Here is a 21,917-nt window from a genome sequence, read left to right as displayed (position 1 = left end):
TTTAAAAAACGTTTTTATAAGATAATAATTACACAATAAATATCGATTATATAATTAATATCCTTTCAACTCATCGGTCTTAATCTTATATTTGTCAAACCAATATTTCCACTCATCTTTTGAAAATTCTTTTTCCTCCCCTTCTAAAACTGAAGAAAAAAGATCTAAACAAATATGCCAACCTGCTATATCTTTCGGAGTATGATCTGTTAATTTATGAATGAATTCTTTAAGTAATAATAGGGATCCATTTTCTTTTTTATGTATTTCAAATCGGACACGATCTTTATCCCATGTGAATTCTAAAACTGAATTCATTTGACATTCTAAGATATCAATATTTATAAATGTACCATCCATCATATCAAACTTTATAATACCACCTGCCTTAAGGTCTTCTATTTGTAAGTTAGACATCCACTTTTTTAGTTTATTATTATCTGTTAACACAGACCAAACTTCTTCTATTGTAAATGGAAGATGACGATCCAATTGTACGAAGTATTCATTATTTTGCTTCTCTATTATAGCTATCATTATTCATAACACTCCTTCTATCTTGGATAGAATATATGTTCCCTTTCATTATTTTACTTGATTTTACGAAAAAAATAAATCTCAATTAACATAATTTTTACGGTGTTTTTACAATAAAGGGCTTTGTTATTGTCTAACTATTCGCTATGATTATTTCATACAGATTGTTCTTTGAAAACTGAAGATATGAGGTTGGTACGAGAAAAGGTTCGTTCCGTAAAATCTTCAATCACTCGCCATCATACCAAAAGAGCGAAAACCAAGCCTTGACGTTGGTATGGATAAGACAATCATAATCGCTACAATGCGGTGGGTTCTTGCCAAGGACAAAAAGAAAATGGCAATTTTTTTGTATACGCCAACAATTGGCACGACGGGGGATTATCGACTAATTAGCCCCCATTTTATGCACAAGCTAACTATCTCCTCCTTATTTTCATTACAAAAATAAAAAGCAGAAAGAATGATATCTTCTGCTTTTATAATAAAATGTACATTTCATATTGTTCTAATGCATTCTTTTCAAACCCACATTTCTTTAAAAATCCCTCAAGTAAACTATTATTAGGAAACCCAATTGATAATCTTGATAATTTCAATTCTTTACTTGCTACTTGTAATAATTGCGTCGCAATACCAATATTTCTATAGTCTTTGTCTACAAATATAAAGCTAATTTTCCCTTGTTCATTTACACATATAGAGCCTTTTAAATCATTATCAACATATGCACCATAAAATGTATTATTTGTTTTTCCGATATAATCCATATCATTTTGCCAATTTATATGGAAGTTAAGCCATTTCTGAATTCCAAATTTAAATGGTTGAAATTCTATTTGTTTTACTTCAATACCTTTAAAATCCTTATTAATTATTTTAGTTACATCATTTAAATTATAATAAGAAAGTTCATATACTTTTTCATAACCAAATTTATTATAAAAATGAATCGCTCGGTCATTACCTACAATTACTTCAAGAAAAAGTTGCTTGCATCCATTTTGAATCGCCTCTTCTTTATGTAGCCCAAATAACTTTTGACTTACACCAATGCCGCGATAATCCGGATGAACAGCTAAAGTTCCGCAGCGCATTGTTTTTATACTTTCATAAACCTTTATACCACCAAGTATTACACCAACAGATTGATTACCATCTAAAGCAAGAAAGGAGTATTCTAGCATATTCCCTTCTGGTCCAAAAAATCTTTTGATAAAATCTTCTTTTGAAACTTCCATTTTAATAATGTAATCTGAAAATCCATCCTTAAAAACTTCATACACTAAATCTATACTTACTTCACTACATCTTTTATATTGAATCATATAAGTATAATCCTCCACTTTAGCTTGCTATATACTACATTCAAATACATGAAATGAATTCCCTACACCATATCCATCTTTTATTTCATGAACAACAATTTGACTAAATCCATTAGCAATAAGTATATTTTCAAATTCTTTTAAATCATATAGTCTTATAGGAAAATCCATAACCATACATCTTTGTACAAAGTTCTCCATAATACGTATGCAATTGTAATTCACCTCTTAATTTGAAATGAGTGGGATATTCCCCTCTTGTTATCTATTGTTAACTACAGTAATCTCATAAACACGTAAAAAAGTAATTAAATGCTCACATGCTCGTTCACATGCTAACATTTTAAAAATCTTTTGTTCTTCTTTCGTTTTATCATTCGCTTGATCTGAAGCAGCTTTTAAACATAAAAAGGGTTTTCTATTTACATGACACACATAAGCGAATGCTGCCACTTCTTGATCAACGGCTAAAGCACCGTATACAGTATGAAGTAAATACCTCATTTCTGAACTTCGAATACGTTGATCTCCAGATAGAAATGTACCAAAATGGACCGGGTCATACGAACGTAATTTCTTCATTCGTTTTACGAGTGATTTAGTTGTTTCAATAGGTGCTGTTCTACCATCATATAGATTAAAACTATCTTCTCCTGATCCAGCCGCTGTAACATCATGCTGCAAAGTATTAAGAGCTACAACGATGTGTCCATTTTTCACCTTATCTGATAAACTCCCGCAAATTCCTGTCATAAATAACTGGTCTGGCTGGAATTCACTTATTAATAGTTGTACACAACTAGCACAACTTACTTTACCGACACCAGTTACAACTGAAATAACTTCTAATTCATTAATAGAATGAAAATGAAATTCCCAAGCTGCTATTTTTTCTACACGCTCACTTGGATAATGTTGATGCAAATACGTAAGCTCTGGTTCCCATGCAGATACAATTGCGATCCTTTTCATTACACACTTCACTTCCTCCTATTTTCATGTAAATAAGTCATCTATACTCTCTCGTTCATATTCTGGTATCCACTCTTTATACTTCTCATATAAATCCCGTATCTTTTCTTTATTCTTCGCAATTACTTCACATCCTCTATCATCATAAATAAACATGATAATATCCTTTGTTACATTTATAAAAAATACATCTGGATATGAAATTTCTTTTTTTCGCCCTAGACGTGGACGTAGGTCAGGGAAATCTTCATGATTAGCTGCTTGAATAAGCGGTTCATATTTAACATCTTCAGCAAGACATTTTAAAGAAAATTGATATGTACAATATAAGTCAGCTTCTTCATCTTCAAATAGAAAAGGTAATGTTTCTTGTCTAATATGAAACTTTAAACCGCTCTTTTTAATAAATCTATTATATACATTTATTTTCTGTAGATTTTTTATATTTTCCTGTTTAAATCGATAAACATTTGTGACTAAAAAGACGGTATCTTCTTTTGAAAATATATCTTTAAATAGATTTTTATTATAACTATATAGTTGTGTGAAATATTCCATATTATAAGTGTTACCATCTTCTTTAAATTGATATTGATATTGATATTTATCTTTCCCAAAATCAAAATGTAGATGATTTTCCCACTGAGAGTATATGTACGGTACTAACGTAACTCCTGGAAATGTTTGATTCATATATTCTTTAAACTGCATTTTTATACCCTTTCTACTCTACAATTCCTTTTAAATACCAATATGCTTCTTCTAGCCACGGATGTATGACTTTTAATGTATCTTTTCTTTCCCACAAATATGAAATATATACAAAAGCAGCATGTTCCAAAGATTTTTCCAATCCCTTTTTTACCTCAATTAAATATGATGGTGTCCCTATTTGATCCCATTCTAATTTATCAGAAACAAATAATACTAAATCCATCTTCGTTGCATGTTTACGCAAAGTAGTGTGGCAACTGATTGCATTTAAAACTTCTTCGTCTTCTATTTTAAATATCTCTTTTGCAATTACACTCGATAATTTTTGATGAATAATCATTGGAAACTCTCGTTCTTCTTGTAATATTTCTATTCCAAATTTTTCAGCAACTGCAACCCGCTCCTGGTTCGGAAAGATCGCACTAATATCATGTAAACATCCTGCAATCGCTGCTTTTTCTTCATCTTCATAAAATATTCCCGCAATTTTTCTCGCCTCATTTGCCACACGAATTGAATGTTTATATGTAACTTCTTTATTGTATTTTAATAGAAAAGCTTTAATATCATTTTCTATTTTTCCAGTTGGAGTAAATGAATATATATATCATTATATAACATAGCAAGTCCCCCTTATAACTACCTTTCAGTATAATGTGGAGTTTAAATATCCTTCTTATTTTATATTCGTTATGAATGTTTTAATTCCTTTTTAATACGATACATGAAATTTTATGTAGAAACATTACTACAAAATACATAAATGTTTGATATTATAGTAATGTTGATTAATTGTAAGGAAAGGAACTAACTATAAAATGAATAAAAACATATTAATTATTGATGATGATAAAGATATTGTAGAATTACTGGCTGTTTATTTACGAAATGAAGGCTATAACATTTATAAAGCTTATGATGGTGATGAAGCATTACAAATGATATCTACATATGAAGTTGACCTTATGATTTTGGATATTATGATGCCCAAACGAAACGGATTGGAAGTTTGTCAAGAAGTGCGTGAAAATAATACTGTACCTATCCTTATGCTTAGTGCAAAGGCTGAAGATATGGATAAAATTTTAGGACTTATGACCGGCGCAGATGATTATATGATTAAACCGTTTAATCCACTAGAATTAGTGGCTAGAGTGAAAGCTTTATTACGAAGATCCTCTTTCCAAAACGCTGCTACACCAAAGAATGAAGATGGTATCATTCGCATTCGTACAGTTGAAATACATAAACATAATCATACTGTTAAAGTAAATGGAGAATATATTAAACTCACATCTATTGAATTTGATATTTTATATTTACTTGCGAGTAATACAGGAAGAGTCTTTAGTTCCGAAGAAATTTTTGAACGCGTTTGGAATGAAGATGGTTATGGTTCAAATAAAACTGTGATGGTTCATATTAGTAATTTGCGGGATAAACTTGAAACAGTAATGAATGGAGAAAAGTTTATTCATACTGTTTGGGGAGTAGGCTATAAAATTGAGAAATGAAGCTTTTGACATATTAAAAGATATCCCAAAATGGAAAATTATTTTTTGGCTCTTATTAGCTATCACACTAACCCCTATTACTGAATTAATTATTTATCGCCTCGTTACTAGTGTAATTGAGAGTTCACTTACTTTAAGTGAACTAGGAAAAGAATTCATTAGAATTTTTGGCCATGAAAAATATATTGGATTAAAAGAGTCTTTATGGATGATGATTGTATCTTATTTGTTTTTATTTTCTATTTTCTCATCCTATTTATACATTTTTTATCGTCATGAAAGAAAGGTTTACTATGAAACTTGTATAAAAAAAATGATTGAAGAGATTCGGTATATTGCAAGTGGAAACTTTAATCATAAAGTTTCCATCGTACACCATAATTATTTAGAAGAACTGGCAACTGGGGTCAATCAAATTATTGAGCAATTAAAAGTTTCGATTGATGAAGAAAGACAGGCAGAACAAGCAAAAAGCGAACTTATTACAAATGTATCACATGACTTACGAACCCCTCTTACATCTATAGTTGGATACGTAAATTTAATCCATCATGATAATTATAGAGATGAAGTAGAATTACGATACTATATTCAAGTCATTTACGATAAAGTAACTCGTCTTAATGCATTAATGAATGACTTGTTTGAATATACACGCGTTCAAAATAAAGAGTTAAGTTTATATTCTGCTCCCATTGATATTGTAGAATTGATTGGACAATTAACTGTCCAATTTCGGATACAGCTTCAAGAAGCTAATATTGAATGTCGCCCTTCTTTCCCATCTCAAAAGCTAATGGTACTAGCTGATGGGGATAAATTAGTACGTGTGTTTGAAAATCTAATCATAAACGCTATTACTTATGGAAATGATGGAGATCATATTGATATTACCGCTTACGAAAGCAATAACATGATTACAATTGATATAACAAATTACGGACAACCTATCCCTAGTACTGATTTACCTCATATTTTTGAACGTTTTTATCGTGTTGAAAAATCACGTTCAACAAACACTGGTGGATCTGGACTCGGATTAGCAATTGCAAAAAGTATTGTTGAATTGCATAAAGGAACAATTGAAGTATATAGCGATGATAAAAAAACAACTTTCACTGTAAAACTACTCCCTTATAAAGCTTAATACCACATATTTATAGGTTCAATTTTTTATCATATAAGAAATTGAACCTTTTATATTCCATCAATATCCAAAATTTAATAATCCTTTATAATTCTTTAGAAATTCTTTACCTTTTCTTTCTTCCTAATTAAGCATTCCTTTTTACAATAATATTATTGATGTAATAGTAGGAGGATCGCTTATGCAATTCTTGAAAAAAATAACAGTTTTATTATTATCTTTTCTCATTACTGCACTTATCGTTTTATATTTTTACCTTTATGTAAATGGTCCAATTATTCAAGCTAAATCAGCTATTTTAATAGATACTAATTCTGGTGAGATTGTTTATAAAAAAAATGAAAGTACTCCCATTCAGTCGGCCACTTTATCTAAATTAATGACAGAGTATATTGTGATGGAACAACTTCATGATGGCAAAATACAATTAGATGAATCTGTAAAAATAAGTAACGACGTTTTTCAAACCGAAACGAGTCCTATACATGTAACATCGAATGATAAAACAACCGTTCGTGATTTACTAAATACATTGCTTTTAACCGGAAATAATCGTTCTGCACTTGAACTAGCAGAACACATTGCTGGAAATGAAGATAATTTCACATCGTTAATGAATGAAAAAGCAAAACAACTAAAGTTATCACAACAATCTCCATTTTTAAATTCCACTGGAATAAATAGCGAGAAGAATAAACAATCGATTACAACAGCAATAGACGCAGCTGAAATAGCTGCACAATTAATAAAAGACTATCCAGATATATTAAATATAACAAAACTAACCTCTTACCCATTTACCTTCAAAGATTTTCAAGTTCTCAACACAAATAAAATGATTTATTCTCTTGATAAAAACATTAAACTAAAAGGTGTTGATGGCTTGCAAACTAGTTTGTCAACTAACGGTAATTATAGTTTTGTTGGTACAGCAAAACAAGGAGATACAAGGTTTATTTCTGTAGTATTAGACGCCAATGAAGAAAACACGGCTTTTGTTGAAACAAAAAAGTTACTTCAATACGGTTTTGAACCTACCTCATATTCTGCACTCCAAGCTTTCAAAGACGCTATTACATCTTGGACCATTTTGCTTCAGTTTAAAAATTTAATCATACAAACGATTATGATCTTTTTAATCATTACCCTCTTAATGTTTTTACATATACATCAGAAAAAATCCGAGGATTTCAACTAAGAAATCCTCTTATATATAAAAACCGACTTGTATTTGTGCAATACAAGTCGGTTTCTAAGTCTATAATCCTCTTCCAATTAAATTTGCTGAAACAGGTTGAAGATTTAATTCTCTCGACCATATTGATAGCTGACCAATGTGATGAATTTCATGTACAATTACATGCCTTAAAACTTCACCGTATTTATATGTTTTATCTGTCCATGAAGCTTTTAATATTCTTGATTCGAAGTCGCCAGACCATAATTGCAAAAAGCTTTCTAATTCTCGCCTATATAAATCAGATAACGCTTTCACTTTTTTGATTGATTGATAATCTTTAAACTGTGGTTCGTTATCTTCTTTTTCTTGAAGCGCACTAATCCAGCTGTACTCTACATCTACAATATGGAAGAGTGTTTCTAAAATACTCCCCACTCCCCCCAACACGTTTGCGAAGCAATTCTTCCTCTGTAAGCTTTTCACACCGCTTAAACCAATCATCTCTTACTTGCCAATTGTAATAAAATAGCGTTTTCAAATTGGAGCACCCCCACTTTTTTATATAGCCAGAAATGTTTCATTCGTATATGCTTCATTTTCCAATTAACTATGCAAAATCACATTTCTTCTACTGAGTTCCTCTACTATTTGCACAACTATTTCACTTACAGATAAAGATCCATCCAAAACGATATCTGAATTCGGCTTAACAGTATAAATTGCCTCTAAATAAGCTTTTCTCGCATGTGTTATATAATGTTTTAGATCATTATGTATTTCACTGATTGTACCTTCTTTAAAGTCACGCAAAATCCTCCTAGCCATCGCAATATCTAAAGGCGTATCGATAAATATAGTTACATCTATTAATTCGCGCATTTCACTATTTAAGTAGGCAAAGGGATAATCTACTATAATATAGTCTAAATTACTATTTTGTAGCAGATGCTGAATATCAGTAATTAATGGTGTTAGTACCCACTCATCATAATTCGCCCCATCATCAATCCATTTACAAATATCAGCAGGACAGTTATCAAATTTATAACTATCAAAGTATAGAGCCTTTGAATTCGTTAGCTCATGCGTTAAACTTTCTGTAATTGTAGTTTTCCCCCCTCCTGAAACGGCTGCAATTGAAATTATTTTTGTTTTTTTATTCATGATTTCCCACCAAACCCTTTAGTTAACATAACATAATTATAAAGAACTGTTGTTAGTTATTGTTCCATTCATATTCTAACATACTCATTTCCCATAAGTTCCAATACGTTTCTCCTACTTTTTTTGCCTCTCTTAATAAACCTTCTTTTACAAATCCTATTTTTTCGTAACAAGAAATAGCTGACTTATTAAAGTCATAAACACCAAGAGTTACTCTATGTAGTTTTAATTCTTCAAAAGCAATACGAAGTACGGCTTTCATCATATGTTTCCCTATAGAACGCCCTCTCATTTTCGTATTACCAACTAGCACTTTTCCAATTCTAGCAGACTTATTTATATTATCTATTTGTCCAAGAGAAATATGACCAATAACTGCTTTAGTCTCTTCATCTATTATTTTGAATGCCAGTGTGTTTGCACTTTCTGCATATTTCTCTAATTGCTGTTCATTTAAAGGATATGTAAATGCATTTCCCGACCATTGTATTAAAAATTCTTCGGAATCGATCCAATTAATTAATTGTTTGAAATCAGTTCTTGTAAATTGTTTCAGCTTGATCACTCTCATTCTCCTTTCACACAACCTTTTATACACCTTCAAATTTATTTCTATATGAAAAATATATTCCCTTTTAAACAAAATAAAAAGCCATTCATAAGAATGGCTTAGCATCAATAAAGCATAATTAATCTTTATTTGCTACGTCAACACCGTTAAAATCAAACTCATCAGCAACAGTTGTAGCAGGTGGTAAAATTGCTTCAATTTTACAAAGAGATATAATTGCTGCAATTGAACCAGGAATAGCAGCTAGCTTAACAACATCGCAAGTTACCGAAAAAACAGTACCTATATAAGTACGTCCTTCAGTGTTAATTCGCACTGTTTTATTAATTAATTTTTTAAGCTCATCTCTAATTCCTTGTACACAAGAGCTGTCACATTTCTCATTCTTTTCCTTTTTACACTCTTCAAAAATGTCCCAACAATCATCATGCTTACACGTACATTTCTTTCTACAATTATTAAATCGAGAACCCAAAACCTCACCCACTAATCCTTTCTACTAGTAAAGTATGTCCAATAGCTTAAAAGTGTACGAGACAAAAGCATAGAAACAAAAAAACAAACACTTGTACTAAACCTTCTTATTTATACTTTTAATAAGCCGGCTCCTTGAATAGGGACCACCTTTTCCTATTACTTCACATATACATAGGCTTTGTTTGCAGTGATATGGTATATTTTTCCTTTAATATTGTGAAATATACATTCAGAAAAGCGTACTTCAAAATATGATATTATTTAAAATCTTAACGTTTCCTTCAACAAGTGTTTGTTGATTAATATCATAACCAGTAGTTCTCTCAACTATCTCTTGAAAATTAGCATAGTTTGTATGAATTCTATATCTAGTAGAAAGCACTCTATCATATAAAGGTAAAATAATAGGTTAATAAACAAGCCATTCTTTTACTAAAACATAGAATAGTATGAATCCTATTGAAGGGAGGTATAAAAGAATTTCCTGGAAAAATGATTGCTGGAGTTCTAAGAAAAAGCATTGTTGTGATGACTGGTGGAAATCTAAAGAAAAGAATCATTGTGATGATGATTGGAGTTCTAAGGAAAAGCATTGTAATGATGATTGGTGGAAATCTAAAGAAAAGAATCATTGTGATAATGATTGGAGTTCTAAACGAAATAAGTGTCGTTGTAAATGTTTCTTTATTTGTTGTCATTGTAAAAGAAAAAATTGGTAATATTTTCAATATCAACTTAAAAGAGAGAACATGTCTTTTGTGACCGATAAATACTAGAATGTAATATAGTTCTTATTAGAAAAGGATTATTTTATATAGATTACTATAAGCATCCATAAAGCCAAGGCGCCAATGATAGCGAGCGCTATACGTGTAGATAGTACCCTTAATTCAAAGTCTGTTTTCTTGGAGGGTTCAGGATATGCAATTATGTAGATTCCCTTTAATAATGCAAGCCATGCAATAACCGTTAGGAACCCCTGCCAGTTGAATACCCATACATTATGTAGGATTACACTACCTAACCCTAGGAAAATCGATAGAAAACCATACATAATACCAAATCCTCTGTCTTCAACCACTAATTTTTTCAATTCACGTAGTACCGATGGACGTACGAAAAGTATTCCCGATACGATAACCGTTATCCATCCCCAAAACAATCCTAAAAAAGTACTAGTTTCCATTATTAGTTCACTCCCCTCAATTATTTATATTTCAGATATTCCCCCCTTTAGAACAATTCCAACATCTTTATATATAGGCTAAATTCTGCTCTTTTTTAATACAAACATGGCATATTCTATGCCCATCCTTAATCACCTCATTTCTCTACAAAATGAAATTTTTATATCATTCTTCGTCATCATCTATCCGAATCAACCGAAGTCGCTTTGTACTATTACCGCACACTTTTTCATAGCTTGGAGCTAACATGCACCAAAGCCAATATAATGATTTATTCGCCTTTTCACTAACCTCTAAAATTGTCCCCTCTGTAATAAAATGATCACCTTGATACAATGTATACTCGCTTGTCCCATGGAATCATCATTATTCCCCTCCCTATTAAAATAGCGTTTTTGTTTCAAATAATGCTCTCATTAATTTGGACGCATTTACCAGTATATTTACCAAAAAATTCATGATATCGTTAACTAGTCGAGTACGTCATTACTTGACGATTACCCTTAGGAGCCCCGCAGACAATCGGGGTTCCTTTTATTTAAATAAGGATTTTGTTTAAACTTTACAAAACTCACCTATATTAAACTATCTTCTAAAATTCCCATTGAACATTTATAATACTTTTAAACGGTTTAAATTCTACAATCAGTAATGGAGGCATTTTAATGGGAAACATCCCAAAAATATCATCACAACAATCAAATCCTAAGATACCCTCACAGCAAGTGAACCCTAACACCCAACAAGGTAATAATAAAAAAACAAGACGCCGTATTATAACTACTTTGGCTTTTATATTATCTGTAATTTTTGTCCTTCAATATTCTCTTAATAACCAACAAGAAATGATTAAAGAAAAACAAATCACGCTTAATACGGAGCAACAAAAATTATCTTCTTTAAAGAAGGATGGTCATTCCCTTAAAAATGATGTTAAAGCTTTAACAGGTAGTGAAGAAGAAATTTTAAAATTCGCAAGGAAACTGTATGGATTTTCCAAACCGAATGAAACTATATTTCAAATAACTGAATAAAATTACACTGCATTACCCAAAAGGCGATTTGACGATAATCGCCTTTTTATATTTAATTTCTAAAGTAAACATACTAATTTCTTTTTCTATCAAATAACTATTTTGTTTAATTTATTAAAATACAACAGCTTGTCCATTTCACATTGCTCTATCATTACATTTACTATTAGTAATACGATTTTTAGAGGTGATAAATAATGGACGAGTTTTTATATTTTGCTGCACTTAATCCGGGTTCTATTGGACCTACACTTCCACCTGTTCAACCCTTTCAATTCCCTACTGGTCCCACCGGTTCTACAGGAGTTACTGGTTCAACTGGATTTAATCTTCCTGCTGGGCCTGCATCTATTACCTTGACTTCTAACGAAAACACAGCATGTGTATCCACTCAAGGAAATAATACTTTATTTTTTTCGGGTCAAGTATTAGTAAACGGTACTCCTACTCCAGGAGTAGTGGTCAGTTTTTCATTTAGTAACCCTTCTCTTGCTTTCATGGTTCCTCTTGCTGTCATTACCAATGCTTTAGGTAACTTTACCGCTGTATTTCTAGCCGCTAATGGGCCTGGAACAGTAACCGTTACTGCTTCACTTCTTGATTCTCCTGGAACAATGGCTAGCGTCACTATTACCATTGTGAATTGTCCGTAATGGTTTTATTTTTAAGTACTAAGTAATTTTTGATAAGATGATCACTGATTTACAGTGCTCTTTTTTATCATTGGGATGTTCCTTTCAAATGAAATTTCGTGACACCCTACTAAAATAACGCTTTTATTAAGAACTAATGATTTTTATATTTCTTAAGCTTGTCATCACAAGTAATTTTTATAATTAGTTAAATTCTCAATATAGTTTGTGTATATAATTCCATTCAAAGATACATAATATCCACGTAACTATTTAAAAATACTTCGTTTTTATATCTAAGTTCAAAAAGGAGCTACATAACATGGATAAAAAAAATCTATTAAGTCAACAACTTGATTATGTGTCATCGGATGCGCTGAATACTCCTAGTAAAGCCCAAGAGCAAATGCAAGAAACATCTCAGAAGGCACATGATTCAAACAAAAAAGACAGTACTCAAGCTTTACATGGCGAAGATTTACCAATTTCAGATGTATATAGAACAACGAACAAACAGTAAATTTAAAAGGGAAAAAATCTTAAGAACCAGTGAACTTAATTCTTTTCCCTTTTCCTATTTAAATAACACTTTTATATGAAACCCGTACACATTTTTGACACATCCACTATCGCAATCTCCTGAAAATTCGTGATAATATTAATTTGTCGGATACGCCAAATTTCGACATTGAACGACAATAATATCTCCCTTATTGAATCCCTGTCCCCCAGGGATTTCTCCTTTTATTCATTCCTTTTTTCTTCACTAAATTTTCATTCTTAACAAAATTCAATCACTCCATTGAATAGACAGCCACAGTATCCTATTTTGATAAAAACTAAAAACAAACAGACATACTTAACACTAATAGTAGATTTTTTAACTTCAAATTTACTTTTTCTCTCTTATCTTTTTGTCAACATTAAAAATGAGCTCTATTTACATAGAGCTCATTCGTAATTTTATAGTTTGCTAGACTGTAACCCCTGAATAAACGGAACTACTTCAGGATTTACAAGTGACGATAAATCTCCTAACTCTTTTCCTAAGTAAGCTGCTTTAATAACACGTCGCATTACTTTAGAATTTCTTGTTTTTGGTAAATCTTCTACAACGTGGATGTCTTTTGGACATAAAGCTTTACCAATATGAGAGTTTACTAAACTCATTAATTCTTTCTTTAACTCTCCAGAGAATATTACACCGTCTCTTAATACAACAAAACAATGACAAACTTCACCTTTTACATCATCCGGTACACCAACTGCCGCTGCTTCTATTACATCATTATGTTTCACAAGAATAGATTCATATTCAGCAGGCCCAATACGTTTTCCAGCAATGTTTAACGTATCATCTGAACGTCCTGTAATGATATATTGCTCACCGTCATAAATGACCCAGTCACCATGAACCCATTTATTTTCAAAACGTGACCAGTATGTGTTCACATAACGCTCATCATCTTCCCAGAAACTTTTCGTCATACCAACCCACGGTTTTTCTAAACATAATTCTCCGACTTCATCACGAATCGGTTTACCTTGATTATCAAGTACAACTGCTGCCATTCCTGGTAAAGATGCGTTAAAACTAATCGGTGCAATTGGCTTTATAAGAACATTACCGAAAATCCCACCAGAAATTTCAGTTCCACCTGAGTAGTTACAGATCGGGACCTTTCCTTTTCCAACTGTTTCAAACAGCCACATCCACGGATCTGGATTCCAAGGTTCTCCTGTTGATGCGAATACTTCTAAACTCTTTAAAGAATGTTTATTTACATACTCATCACCTTTTGCCATTAATGCACGGATTAACGTTGGCGAAATACCGAGATGAGTAATTTCATATTTATCAACTGTCTCCCATAAGCGATCTGCTTCTGGGAAGTCTGGAACACCTTCGTACATAACCATTGTTGCGCCATTAATTAAAGAGCCGAATAGTAAAAATGGTCCCATCATCCAGCCCATATCAGTTACCCATAATACGCGGTCGCCTTGTTTTATATTCATTCCAAATCCTGCATCAAATGCAGATTTTAGCGGGAAACCAGCATGTGTGTGTACTGTCCCTTTCGGCTTACCAGTCGTTCCAGATGTATATATAAGCATTAATGGATCATCACTGTTCATTTCTTCAGCATGTATAAATGGTTTTTCTTTTTCTAACGTACTCCATGAAAAATCATAATTATGCGGTGTAAAATCATTTCCTGCATGACGAACAATTACCACCTTTTCCACAGTTGGACAATGTGCACAAGCTTTATCTACTTCATCTTTTAATGAAACAATTTTCCCACGGCGTGAAAAGCCATCTGCGGTAATAATCATTTTTGAACCCGCTGCTTGTACACGTGTCATTACTGCATCCGCAGCAAAACCTGAGAATATTGGTGAAATAATCGCTCCAATTTTCATTACCGCTAACATAGCAACAACTGTTTCAGGAATCATTGGCATGTAAATTGTTACACGATCACCTTTTTCAATACCAGCATGTTTCAAACCGTTGGCAACACGGCTTACCCAGCTGTCAAGCTCTTCATATGTAAATGATTTCGAAGTTCCGTTTTCCCCTTCATACATAAGTGCTGCTTGTGTTTTCGTTTTATCGTCTGCAAGCCAGCGAGATAAAGCAGATTCTACAACGTTACAAGTTCCCTCAGTATACCACTGTGCAAACGGTGTACCATTTTCTAAATCTAACACTTCTGTATATGGTTTCATCCACTGATAGCCAACTGCTCTCTCAGCTTCTCCCCAAAAACAAGCTGTTTCTTCAATTGACTTATTATAAAAAGCTTCGTAATCTTCATAGCCTAATGATTTCATCCAACCAAATAAACGCGTTTTTTCTTTATATTCTTCTGTTGGAAACCAAACTGCTTGTTTCATGTTTTCCCCTCCTTGACTTTTTGAGCAAGAAAGCCCTAAATAGGGCTTTTAAACTGGATATACAGGATGTTTACGATCCGTGAATACTTGATATTTACTCATATACATTTCGAATCGTCCTTTTAACTCTTCACGTAAATTGTTTGGATGAACAATACCATCAATCACCATCTCAGATGCTAAACGGTAAATATCAATATCTTTCTTATACTCTTCTCGTTTTTCAGCAATAAAGCTTGCACGCTCTTCTTCTGGTAAAGCTGCAATCTTATTTGCATATACAGCATTGACCGCTGCTTCTGGACCCATTACTGCAATAGAAGCTGTTGGTAATGCTAAGCAGCAATCTGGTTCAAACGCTGGACCTGCCATTGCATATAAGCCAGCTCCATATGCTTTTCGAACGACGATAGAAATTTTCGGTACAGTTGCTTCACTCATTGCAGAGATCATTTTTGCACCGTGACGAATAATTCCGGCACGTTCTACTTTTGTACCAATCATAAATCCAGGTACATCTGCAAGGAATAATAATGGAATATGGTATGCATCGCATAAATTTATAAACTTCGCTGCTTTATCAGCTGAATCGTGGAATAATACGCCGCCCTTCATACGTGGCTGATTTGCAATAATGCCAATTGGCTTACCATCAATGCGTGCTAAACCTGTAATTAGTTCTTGAGCAAATAATTTTTTTACTTCAAAGAAAGAACCTTCATCAATAATTCTGTTAATGAGATCTTTCATATTGAAAGGAGCATTTTGATTTTCTGGAATGATTTCTTCTAACGTTTTATCGAACTGTTTCGGTTCTTGAGGTGTAATCAAAGGAGTCTTTTCTAAATAGTTACTTGGAAAATAAGAAATATATTGTCTTGCTTGCGTAATTGCATCTTCTTCTGTTTTACATAAAACATCTCCGCATCCTGATACTGAGCAATGCATACGTGCTCCGCCCATTTCTTCTAAAGTTACCTTCTCACCGATAACCATTTCAGCCATACGCGGAGACCCTAAATACATAGAAGCATTTCCTTCAACCATCATAACAACGTCACAAAATGCTGGAATATACGCACCACCAGCCGCTGAAGGTCCAAATAATAAACAAATTTGTGGCACTTTACCAGATAATTTCACTTGGTTATAAAAGATTCTTCCTGCACCGCGGCGTCCAGGGAACATTTCAACTTGATCTGTAATACGCGCTCCAGCAGAATCAACTAAATAAAATAACGGTACACGTAATTTTTCTGCTGTTTCTTGAATACGTAGAATTTTTTCAACTGTACGTGCTCCCCATGATCCAGCTTTTACAGTCGAATCATTTGCCATTACGCACGCAGTACGACCATGTATTTTACCAGTCGCAGTTACAACACCATCAGCTGGTAATCCAGTTTGTTCACAATTTGCAAATAATGCATCTTCCACATATTCACCATTATCGAATAAAAGAGCCAAACGATCTCGAACAAAAAGTTTCCCTTTTGCTTTGTTTTGTTCATGATATTTCGGTGCCCCGCCTTGCTTAATTGTTTCAACTCGTTCTTCAAATGAATTAGATTGTTGTTTTTGATCTAACATATTTACTCCCCCTTATACATTGGTTTGCGTTTTTCCTTGAATGCCTGTAATCCTTCTAATCTATCTTTCGTATGGATTACGCCCTCATACGCCTGTTTTTCCATTTGTAAGCCGGTATGTAAATCTACTTGAATACCATTTGAAATTGCTTCTTTTGCTAATCGAACGGCAATTGGACCATTATTAGCAATTCGATCTGCAATTTCAATTGCTTTCTCTTCTAGTAAATCAGCTGGTACTACGAATTCTACTAAACCATACTCTTTCGCTTCTTGCGCCGAAATACGTCTTCCTGTATAAATTAATTCTTTCGCTCTACCAACTCCAATTAATCTAGGTAATCGCTGCGTACCACCCGCTCCAGGTATTATTGCAAGGGAAGTTTCAGTGAGACCTAGACTTGCAGTGTCAGAAGCAATTCTAAAATCACAAGCTAAGCTTAATTCAGTACCTCCACCAAGTGCGATTCCATTTATTGCAGCAATAACTGGTTGTGGTAATTGTTCAACCATCTCCATAGTAGAACGAATCATACCCACAGCATGGCGAACTTGTTCTTCATTCATGTTGGCACGCTCTTTTAAATCAGCACCAGCGCAAAACGCTTTTTCGCCAGCCCCTGTTAAAATAACAACGCGCGTATTTGATTCTTCGTTTATTTGAGTTAATATAGTTTGTAATTCTTCTAATAATGCCAAAGATAATGAGTTAGCTTGTCTTTCACGATTTAACGAAATCTTTACAACATGCGGTGTAACATAGTCAACGGAAATGTTTTGTAATTGTAGCATCTTCTCACCTACTTATCGTTTTATGTTGAAGCGCTCTATACACATGACTCGGTAATTGGATATTTAACTTACTTTGAATAAAATGACTAGCTCTCAATAACTTTTCTTCGTCTATATTTGTTTGGACACCTAACTTATGGAGCATATGTACTAAGTCATCAGTAGCAACATTACCCGATGCTCCTGGTGCATAAGGACACCCTCCAAGTCCACCACAAGAACTATCAAACGTTGTAATACCATGTTCTAAAGACTTAACTACATTTGCCAGTGCCATTCCATACGTATTATGAAAATGCATTGCAAACTGCGAAGCATCATACTTCTTTAATAAATGCTCTAATACTTGCTCTACTTGTAATGGATTTGCTACACCGATCGTGTCACCAAGAGAGATTTCATAAATGCCGTATGAGAATAGTTGATTACATATTTCGTCAACTGCTTCAACACTTATATCCCCTTCATAAGGACATCCAAATACAGTAGAAACATAGCCTCTTACCTTTTTCCCTTCGAATGTTGCCTGTTTTGTTATATCTTCAATTACACCTAATGCTTCTTTAATTGGTTTATTAATGTTACTTTTATTATGAGATTCACTTGCTGATAAAAAAACATTCACCTCATCTACATTTTGCAAAAAAGCTCGTTCCAAACCATTTTGATTTGGAACAAGCGCTGCATATGTAACATTTGGATCCCTTTTTAGCTCAGAAAATACATCACTTGCATCTGCTAATGCAGGAACCCATTTAGGGTGAACGAATGAGGAAACTTCAACGTACGACAATCCCGCTTCTGTAAGTAGTTGAATCCATTTTACTTTATCTTTTGTGCCAACAATCTTTTTTTCATTCTGTAAGCCATCACGTGGCCCGACTTCTTTAATGACAGCAAAATTAGGTAGTTTCAATTCGCTTCCCCCTATATCTCCCTATTCAATTTCTAGTAATACATCTCCTTCATTTACAAAATCGCCTTCTTGTACGTTAATTTTCATAACAGTTCCGGCTTCTTCTGAAACGATTGGAATTTCCATTTTCATAGATTCCAAAATGACGACATCCTGCTCTTCCTCTACTGTGTCTCCTACTCCTACAACAATCTTCCAAACATTTCCTGCCATCGATGCATATACTTTCGTCATCATTTTTTCCCCCTTAATATTCATAAATCTTATTTTTTAACAAGTTGTTTCGTTACAAAACCCGTTGTATAAATACCACTTTTGAACACATCATCTTCCAATACTTGTAGTAGCATTGGTGTATTCGTTTTAATACCTTCTACTTTTAACTCTTGCAGCGCATCCTGTAATTTTGAAATCGCTTCTTCACGAGTTTCGCCATGAGCGATTACTTTCGCAATCATTGGATCATAGAAAGGTGTAATCGTTACTTGATTCTCCAAAAAGTGATCAATACGTATATTTGTCGGTAACGTTAGATCTGTAATTTTCCCAGGTGATGGGAAGAATGTTTTCGGATCTTCTGCATAAATACGAGCCTCGATGGCATGACCACTACGTTTTACATCATCTTGTGTAAATGATAGCTTCTCACCATACGCGATAAGTAGTTGTTGTTCAACTAGATCTAACCCAGTAATTTCTTCTGTAACTGGATGTTCTACTTGTAATCTCGTATTCATCTCTAAGAAATAAAAGTTCTTTTGATCATCTACAAGAAACTCCACTGTGCCAGCATTTGTATAACCAAGAGCTTTAGCAGCTTGTACAGCAACTTCTCCCATAGCCTTTCGTGTACCTTCATCTAAAAATGGTGAAGGCGCTTCTTCAATTACTTTTTGATTTCGGCGCTGCACTGAACATTCACGTTCCCATAAATACACTGTATTACCATGTGTATCTGCTAAAAGCTGAATTTCAATATGGTGTGCATCTGCTATATAGCGCTCTAAATACATTTCTCCGTTACCAAAGAAATTTTGCGCTCTTGTTTTATTACTTTCAAATGCTTTGGTGAGCGTTTGCTCAGTTTCCATCAACTGCATTCCAATGCCTCCGCCGCCCGCGGATGCCTTAAGCATTAATGGATAACCAATTTGTTTTGCAATTTCAATTGCTTCTTCAGCAGTTTCAATATTTGTAGTAATGCCTGGAACTACTGGCACATCTGCTGCTTGCATCGCTATACGTGACTCAATTTTACTTCCCATCTTAGTAATGATTTCTTCTGAAGGACCGATAAATACGATTCCTTCTTCTTTACAGCGAATCGGAAAAGATGGATTCTCTGATAATAATCCGTACCCCGGATGGATTGCTTCAGCATTTGTCTTCTTAGCTATTTCAATAATTTTTTCAAGGTTTAAATAGCTTTCTTGGACACGTGGACCGCCTACTAAGTAAGCTTCATTTGCCAATTTTACATGAAGGGCATTTTCATCAGCCTCAGAATAAATAGCAACGGTACAAATGCCAAGTTTTTGACAAGTTTTCATAATGCGAACTGCGATTTCCCCGCGATTAGCAATTAATATTTTTTGAAACATAGTGACTCCTCCTTTTTATCTACATCCTAAATGTCTTGCAATTACGAGACGTTGAATTTCAGAAGTTCCTTCACCAATTTCTAAAAGTTTTGCATCACGAATATATCGTTCAACTTCATATTCACGCATATAGCCATATCCACCATGAATTTGTACTGCATGATTCGCAATACGACTCGCTGCTTCAGATGCAAACAATTTTGCCATAGCCGCTTCTTTACCGAAAGGTTTATCGTTATCTTTTAACCAAGCTGCTTTATGTACTAAATTACGAGCTAATTCCACTTCAGTCGCCATATCAGCTAATTTAAATTGAATCGCTTGGAAATTAGAAATCGTTTTTCCAAATTGTTGACGTTCTTTCGCATATTGCAATGCACGTTCAAATGCAGATTGTGCAATACCTACTGCTAATGCTGCGATTGAAATACGTCCTCCATCAAGTGTATATAAGAATTGTTTAAATCCTTTATTTACATCACCAAGTATATTTTCTTTCGGTACACGCACACCATCAAGTACGATTTCACAAGTATTAGAAGCACGAACACCCATCTTATCGTAAGGGCTTGAAATCGTTAATCCTTCACTAGTAGTCGGTACGATAAATGCAGAAATACGTTTTCTACCATTGTCTTCAACACCGTTGATAGCGGTTACAATAATTGTATTTGCATACTCTGCATTTGTGATCCAACACTTTTCGCCGCTAATAACATATTCATCGCCATCTAATATTGCTTTCGTTTGTGTGCCCCCTGCATCAGATCCAGCGTTTGGCTCTGTTAATCCGAAAGCACCTAATGTTTTCCCTGACGCCATTGGAACTAAATATTTTTGTTTTTGTTCTTCTGTACCGAAATAATAAATTGGAGAAGCACCTAATGAAATTGTTGCAGCATAGCTTAAACCAGTACCACCACAAGCACGACCAATTTCTTCAACTGCTAACGCGTACGATAATGTATCGCCACCTGAACCTCCATACTCTTCTGGGAATGGGATGCCTAATAATCCTAGTTCGCCCATTTTTTGAAATGTTTCATATGGAAACTCTGCAGTTTTGTCATAATACACAGCTTTCGGTGCGATTTCCTTTTCAGCAAAGTCACGTACCATTTCTTTAATCATTTGTTTTTCGCGAGTTAGAGTAAATTCCATTCCGCTACACACCCCTTATCGAATATTGAGTTTCGACAGCGTACGAGTTTCTACTACAAACATTACTTCTTAAAAGACACGAATATTAGTTAGACAATTGCTATAATTCTGTCATAACTTAATTTTAAAACAGATTCTGTACCAATGCACAAAAAAATTCCTACATTGTTCTACAACAACATAGGGTACTTTGTGTCGAAATATGTATTTTTTTGTTTTATAATCTCTAACTTCAATTTGATAAATAGAGCGGCGTATGCATTAATAACTAATAAAAGATCTTCTCTCGATTTCCAAATACTACCTTTCGCGTTGGTAACATTACATCCTAATTTTTTATCCTTCACCTGGCTATATGCCCTAAATAAAAATCTTTAATCAAGTTATAAATTTAAATGGCATTCATATTTCAATTAATTTGTAACGTTTTAAAATGTGCGATTGTTAAAGAACTTTTAAAGAAATGTTCCCTAATAATAAAATTCGACAATCCACTT

The 21,917-nt window shown here is 33.5% G+C and carries 23 protein-coding genes and 3 pseudogenes; 7 read left to right on the top strand and 19 right to left on the bottom strand.

All coding sequences use genetic code 11. The features are described from left to right. Positions 1-54 precede the first annotated feature (54 nt). The 6 genes and pseudogenes from MHB76_RS12265 to yqeK form a co-directional block, all read right to left on the bottom strand. Positions 55-537: an SRPBCC family protein gene (locus MHB76_RS12265; protein ID WP_340986653.1), complete on the bottom strand. Its 483-nt coding sequence runs from the start codon at positions 535-537 to the stop codon at positions 55-57. A 479-nt stretch (positions 538-1,016) separates the two neighbouring features. Next, positions 1,017-1,865: a GNAT family N-acetyltransferase gene (locus MHB76_RS12260; protein ID WP_340986651.1), complete on the bottom strand. Its 849-nt coding sequence runs from the start codon at positions 1,863-1,865 to the stop codon at positions 1,017-1,019. A gap of 27 nt (positions 1,866-1,892) precedes the next feature. After that, positions 1,893-2,039, bottom strand: a pseudogene (locus tag MHB76_RS12255) (SAM-dependent methyltransferase); the annotation flags it as partial. Between the two features lie 87 nt (positions 2,040-2,126). Then, the gene (gene mtnN / locus MHB76_RS12250; RefSeq protein WP_002161705.1) at positions 2,127-2,837 is read right to left on the bottom strand and encodes a 5'-methylthioadenosine/S-adenosylhomocysteine nucleosidase; all 711 of its coding nucleotides are present in this window, start codon (positions 2,835-2,837) and stop codon (positions 2,127-2,129) included. A 24-nt stretch (positions 2,838-2,861) separates the two neighbouring features. Further along, the gene (locus MHB76_RS12245; protein ID WP_340986648.1) at positions 2,862-3,548 is read right to left on the bottom strand and encodes a DUF3885 domain-containing protein; all 687 of its coding nucleotides are present in this window, start codon (positions 3,546-3,548) and stop codon (positions 2,862-2,864) included. Positions 3,549-3,561: 13 nt separating this feature from the next. Next, positions 3,562-4,172: pseudogene (gene yqeK, locus MHB76_RS12240) on the bottom strand (bis(5'-nucleosyl)-tetraphosphatase (symmetrical) YqeK). Between the two features lie 197 nt (positions 4,173-4,369). On the opposite strand from yqeK, the gene MHB76_RS12235 reads away from it, so the two are divergent. From MHB76_RS12235 to MHB76_RS12225, 3 genes are all read left to right on the top strand, one after another. Further along, positions 4,370-5,065 carry a response regulator transcription factor gene (locus MHB76_RS12235; RefSeq protein WP_340986646.1) on the top strand — a complete coding sequence of 232 codons (696 nt, stop codon included), beginning with the start codon at positions 4,370-4,372 and terminating at the stop codon, positions 5,063-5,065. After that, positions 5,055-6,212 carry a sensor histidine kinase gene (locus MHB76_RS12230; protein WP_002110024.1) on the top strand — a complete coding sequence of 386 codons (1,158 nt, stop codon included), beginning with the start codon at positions 5,055-5,057 and terminating at the stop codon, positions 6,210-6,212. Before MHB76_RS12235 ends, MHB76_RS12230 begins: the two co-directional genes overlap by 11 nt. A gap of 181 nt (positions 6,213-6,393) precedes the next feature. Further along, positions 6,394-7,410 carry a D-alanyl-D-alanine carboxypeptidase family protein gene (locus tag MHB76_RS12225; RefSeq protein ID WP_340986644.1) on the top strand — a complete coding sequence of 339 codons (1,017 nt, stop codon included), beginning with the start codon at positions 6,394-6,396 and terminating at the stop codon, positions 7,408-7,410. Positions 7,411-7,470: 60 nt separating this feature from the next. On the opposite strand, the pseudogene MHB76_RS12220 reads toward MHB76_RS12225, so the two are convergent. From MHB76_RS12220 to MHB76_RS12205, 4 genes and pseudogenes are all read right to left on the bottom strand, one after another. Beyond that, positions 7,471-7,930, bottom strand: a pseudogene (locus MHB76_RS12220) (DinB family protein). A 65-nt stretch (positions 7,931-7,995) separates the two neighbouring features. Then, positions 7,996-8,556 (bottom strand): hypothetical protein, encoded by a 561-nt coding sequence (locus tag MHB76_RS12215; RefSeq protein WP_340823911.1) that lies wholly within the window; start codon positions 8,554-8,556, stop codon positions 7,996-7,998. Between the two features lie 52 nt (positions 8,557-8,608). Then, positions 8,609-9,121, bottom strand: a complete 513-nt coding sequence (locus MHB76_RS12210) for a GNAT family N-acetyltransferase (protein ID WP_340986642.1) — start codon at positions 9,119-9,121, stop codon at positions 8,609-8,611. A 124-nt stretch (positions 9,122-9,245) separates the two neighbouring features. Beyond that, positions 9,246-9,602, bottom strand: coding sequence for a hypothetical protein (locus MHB76_RS12205; protein ID WP_340986640.1), 357 nt, complete (start codon positions 9,600-9,602; stop codon positions 9,246-9,248). A 461-nt stretch (positions 9,603-10,063) separates the two neighbouring features. Between MHB76_RS12205 and MHB76_RS12200 the strand changes: the two genes are divergently transcribed. After that, positions 10,064-10,366: a hypothetical protein gene (locus MHB76_RS12200; protein WP_340986638.1), complete on the top strand. Its 303-nt coding sequence runs from the start codon at positions 10,064-10,066 to the stop codon at positions 10,364-10,366. Between the two features lie 43 nt (positions 10,367-10,409). Here the strand turns inward: MHB76_RS12200 and MHB76_RS12195 are convergent, their stop codons facing one another. Both MHB76_RS12195 and MHB76_RS12190 read right to left on the bottom strand, forming a co-directional pair. Then, the gene (locus tag MHB76_RS12195; protein ID WP_002127497.1) at positions 10,410-10,790 is read right to left on the bottom strand and encodes a hypothetical protein; all 381 of its coding nucleotides are present in this window, start codon (positions 10,788-10,790) and stop codon (positions 10,410-10,412) included. 166 nt (positions 10,791-10,956) lie between these two features. Continuing rightward, positions 10,957-11,127 carry a hypothetical protein gene (locus MHB76_RS12190; protein WP_002065532.1) on the bottom strand — a complete coding sequence of 57 codons (171 nt, stop codon included), beginning with the start codon at positions 11,125-11,127 and terminating at the stop codon, positions 10,957-10,959. A 329-nt stretch (positions 11,128-11,456) separates the two neighbouring features. Here MHB76_RS12190 and MHB76_RS12185 point away from each other — a divergent pair, with 329 nt between their 5' ends. From MHB76_RS12185 to MHB76_RS12175, 3 genes are all read left to right on the top strand, one after another. Then, positions 11,457-11,825 carry an FtsB family cell division protein gene (locus MHB76_RS12185; protein ID WP_002200443.1) on the top strand — a complete coding sequence of 123 codons (369 nt, stop codon included), beginning with the start codon at positions 11,457-11,459 and terminating at the stop codon, positions 11,823-11,825. Positions 11,826-12,022: 197 nt separating this feature from the next. After that, positions 12,023-12,478, top strand: a complete 456-nt coding sequence (locus MHB76_RS12180) for an exosporium leader peptide-containing protein (RefSeq protein WP_340986634.1) — start codon at positions 12,023-12,025, stop codon at positions 12,476-12,478. Between the two features lie 301 nt (positions 12,479-12,779). Then, on the top strand, positions 12,780-12,977 hold the full coding sequence (locus tag MHB76_RS12175; protein ID WP_078181590.1) for a hypothetical protein: 198 nt from the start codon (positions 12,780-12,782) through the stop codon (positions 12,975-12,977). Between the two features lie 443 nt (positions 12,978-13,420). Here MHB76_RS12175 and MHB76_RS12170 read toward each other — a convergent pair whose 3' ends face one another. The 7 genes from MHB76_RS12170 to MHB76_RS12140 are packed head-to-tail and all read right to left on the bottom strand — an operon-like array spanning position 13,421 to position 21,420. Then, positions 13,421-15,361, bottom strand: a complete 1,941-nt coding sequence (locus MHB76_RS12170) for an AMP-binding protein (RefSeq protein WP_340986631.1) — start codon at positions 15,359-15,361, stop codon at positions 13,421-13,423. A gap of 48 nt (positions 15,362-15,409) precedes the next feature. Further along, positions 15,410-16,951, bottom strand: coding sequence for an acyl-CoA carboxylase subunit beta (locus tag MHB76_RS12165; protein WP_002017014.1), 1,542 nt, complete (start codon positions 16,949-16,951; stop codon positions 15,410-15,412). 2 nt (positions 16,952-16,953) lie between these two features. Continuing rightward, positions 16,954-17,742: an enoyl-CoA hydratase gene (locus MHB76_RS12160; protein ID WP_002161717.1), complete on the bottom strand. Its 789-nt coding sequence runs from the start codon at positions 17,740-17,742 to the stop codon at positions 16,954-16,956. Positions 17,743-17,746: 4 nt separating this feature from the next. Next, the gene (gene mvaB / locus MHB76_RS12155; RefSeq protein ID WP_215581775.1) at positions 17,747-18,658 is read right to left on the bottom strand and encodes a hydroxymethylglutaryl-CoA lyase; all 912 of its coding nucleotides are present in this window, start codon (positions 18,656-18,658) and stop codon (positions 17,747-17,749) included. A gap of 21 nt (positions 18,659-18,679) precedes the next feature. Next, the gene (locus MHB76_RS12150) at positions 18,680-18,895 is read right to left on the bottom strand and encodes an acetyl-CoA carboxylase biotin carboxyl carrier protein subunit (protein ID WP_001985297.1); all 216 of its coding nucleotides are present in this window, start codon (positions 18,893-18,895) and stop codon (positions 18,680-18,682) included. A gap of 26 nt (positions 18,896-18,921) precedes the next feature. Next, complete coding sequence (locus tag MHB76_RS12145) at positions 18,922-20,259, bottom strand: acetyl-CoA carboxylase biotin carboxylase subunit (RefSeq protein ID WP_340986629.1); 1,338 nt, start codon at positions 20,257-20,259, stop codon at positions 18,922-18,924. Positions 20,260-20,274: 15 nt separating this feature from the next. Then, positions 20,275-21,420, bottom strand: a complete 1,146-nt coding sequence (locus MHB76_RS12140) for an acyl-CoA dehydrogenase (RefSeq protein ID WP_016104901.1) — start codon at positions 21,418-21,420, stop codon at positions 20,275-20,277. Positions 21,421-21,917 lie beyond the last annotated feature (497 nt).

Source organism: Bacillus sp. FSL M7-1345, from assembly GCF_038006985.1.
GTDB classification, from domain to species: Bacteria; Bacillota; Bacilli; order Bacillales; family Bacillaceae_G; genus Bacillus_A; species Bacillus_A cereus_U.
This window is presented reverse-complemented; position numbering and strand designations above follow the sequence as displayed.

Excerpts from the sequence above, each read along its gene's own strand:
- MHB76_RS12265 (WP_340986653.1), bottom strand. The coding sequence starts at position 537 with ATGATAGCTATAATAGAGAAGCAAAATAATGAATACTTCGTACAATTG.
- MHB76_RS12260 (WP_340986651.1), bottom strand. The coding sequence starts at position 1,865 with ATGATTCAATATAAAAGATGTAGTGAAGTAAGTATAGATTTAGTGTAT.
- mtnN (WP_002161705.1), bottom strand. The coding sequence starts at position 2,837 with ATGAAAAGGATCGCAATTGTATCTGCATGGGAACCAGAGCTTACGTAT.
- MHB76_RS12245 (WP_340986648.1), bottom strand. The coding sequence starts at position 3,548 with ATGCAGTTTAAAGAATATATGAATCAAACATTTCCAGGAGTTACGTTA.
- MHB76_RS12235 (WP_340986646.1), top strand. The coding sequence starts at position 4,370 with ATGAATAAAAACATATTAATTATTGATGATGATAAAGATATTGTAGAA.
- MHB76_RS12225 (WP_340986644.1), top strand. The coding sequence starts at position 6,394 with ATGCAATTCTTGAAAAAAATAACAGTTTTATTATTATCTTTTCTCATT.
- MHB76_RS12215 (WP_340823911.1), bottom strand. The coding sequence starts at position 8,556 with ATGAATAAAAAAACAAAAATAATTTCAATTGCAGCCGTTTCAGGAGGG.
- MHB76_RS12195 (WP_002127497.1), bottom strand. The coding sequence starts at position 10,790 with ATGGAAACTAGTACTTTTTTAGGATTGTTTTGGGGATGGATAACGGTT.
- MHB76_RS12185 (WP_002200443.1), top strand. The coding sequence starts at position 11,457 with ATGGGAAACATCCCAAAAATATCATCACAACAATCAAATCCTAAGATA.
- MHB76_RS12180 (WP_340986634.1), top strand. The coding sequence starts at position 12,023 with ATGGACGAGTTTTTATATTTTGCTGCACTTAATCCGGGTTCTATTGGA.
- MHB76_RS12175 (WP_078181590.1), top strand. The coding sequence starts at position 12,780 with ATGGATAAAAAAAATCTATTAAGTCAACAACTTGATTATGTGTCATCG.
- MHB76_RS12170 (WP_340986631.1), bottom strand. The coding sequence starts at position 15,361 with ATGAAACAAGCAGTTTGGTTTCCAACAGAAGAATATAAAGAAAAAACG.
- MHB76_RS12165 (WP_002017014.1), bottom strand. The coding sequence starts at position 16,951 with ATGTTAGATCAAAAACAACAATCTAATTCATTTGAAGAACGAGTTGAA.
- MHB76_RS12160 (WP_002161717.1), bottom strand. The coding sequence starts at position 17,742 with ATGCTACAATTACAAAACATTTCCGTTGACTATGTTACACCGCATGTT.
- MHB76_RS12150 (WP_001985297.1), bottom strand. The coding sequence starts at position 18,895 with ATGATGACGAAAGTATATGCATCGATGGCAGGAAATGTTTGGAAGATT.
- MHB76_RS12145 (WP_340986629.1), bottom strand. The coding sequence starts at position 20,259 with ATGTTTCAAAAAATATTAATTGCTAATCGCGGGGAAATCGCAGTTCGC.
- MHB76_RS12140 (WP_016104901.1), bottom strand. The coding sequence starts at position 21,420 with ATGGAATTTACTCTAACTCGCGAAAAACAAATGATTAAAGAAATGGTA.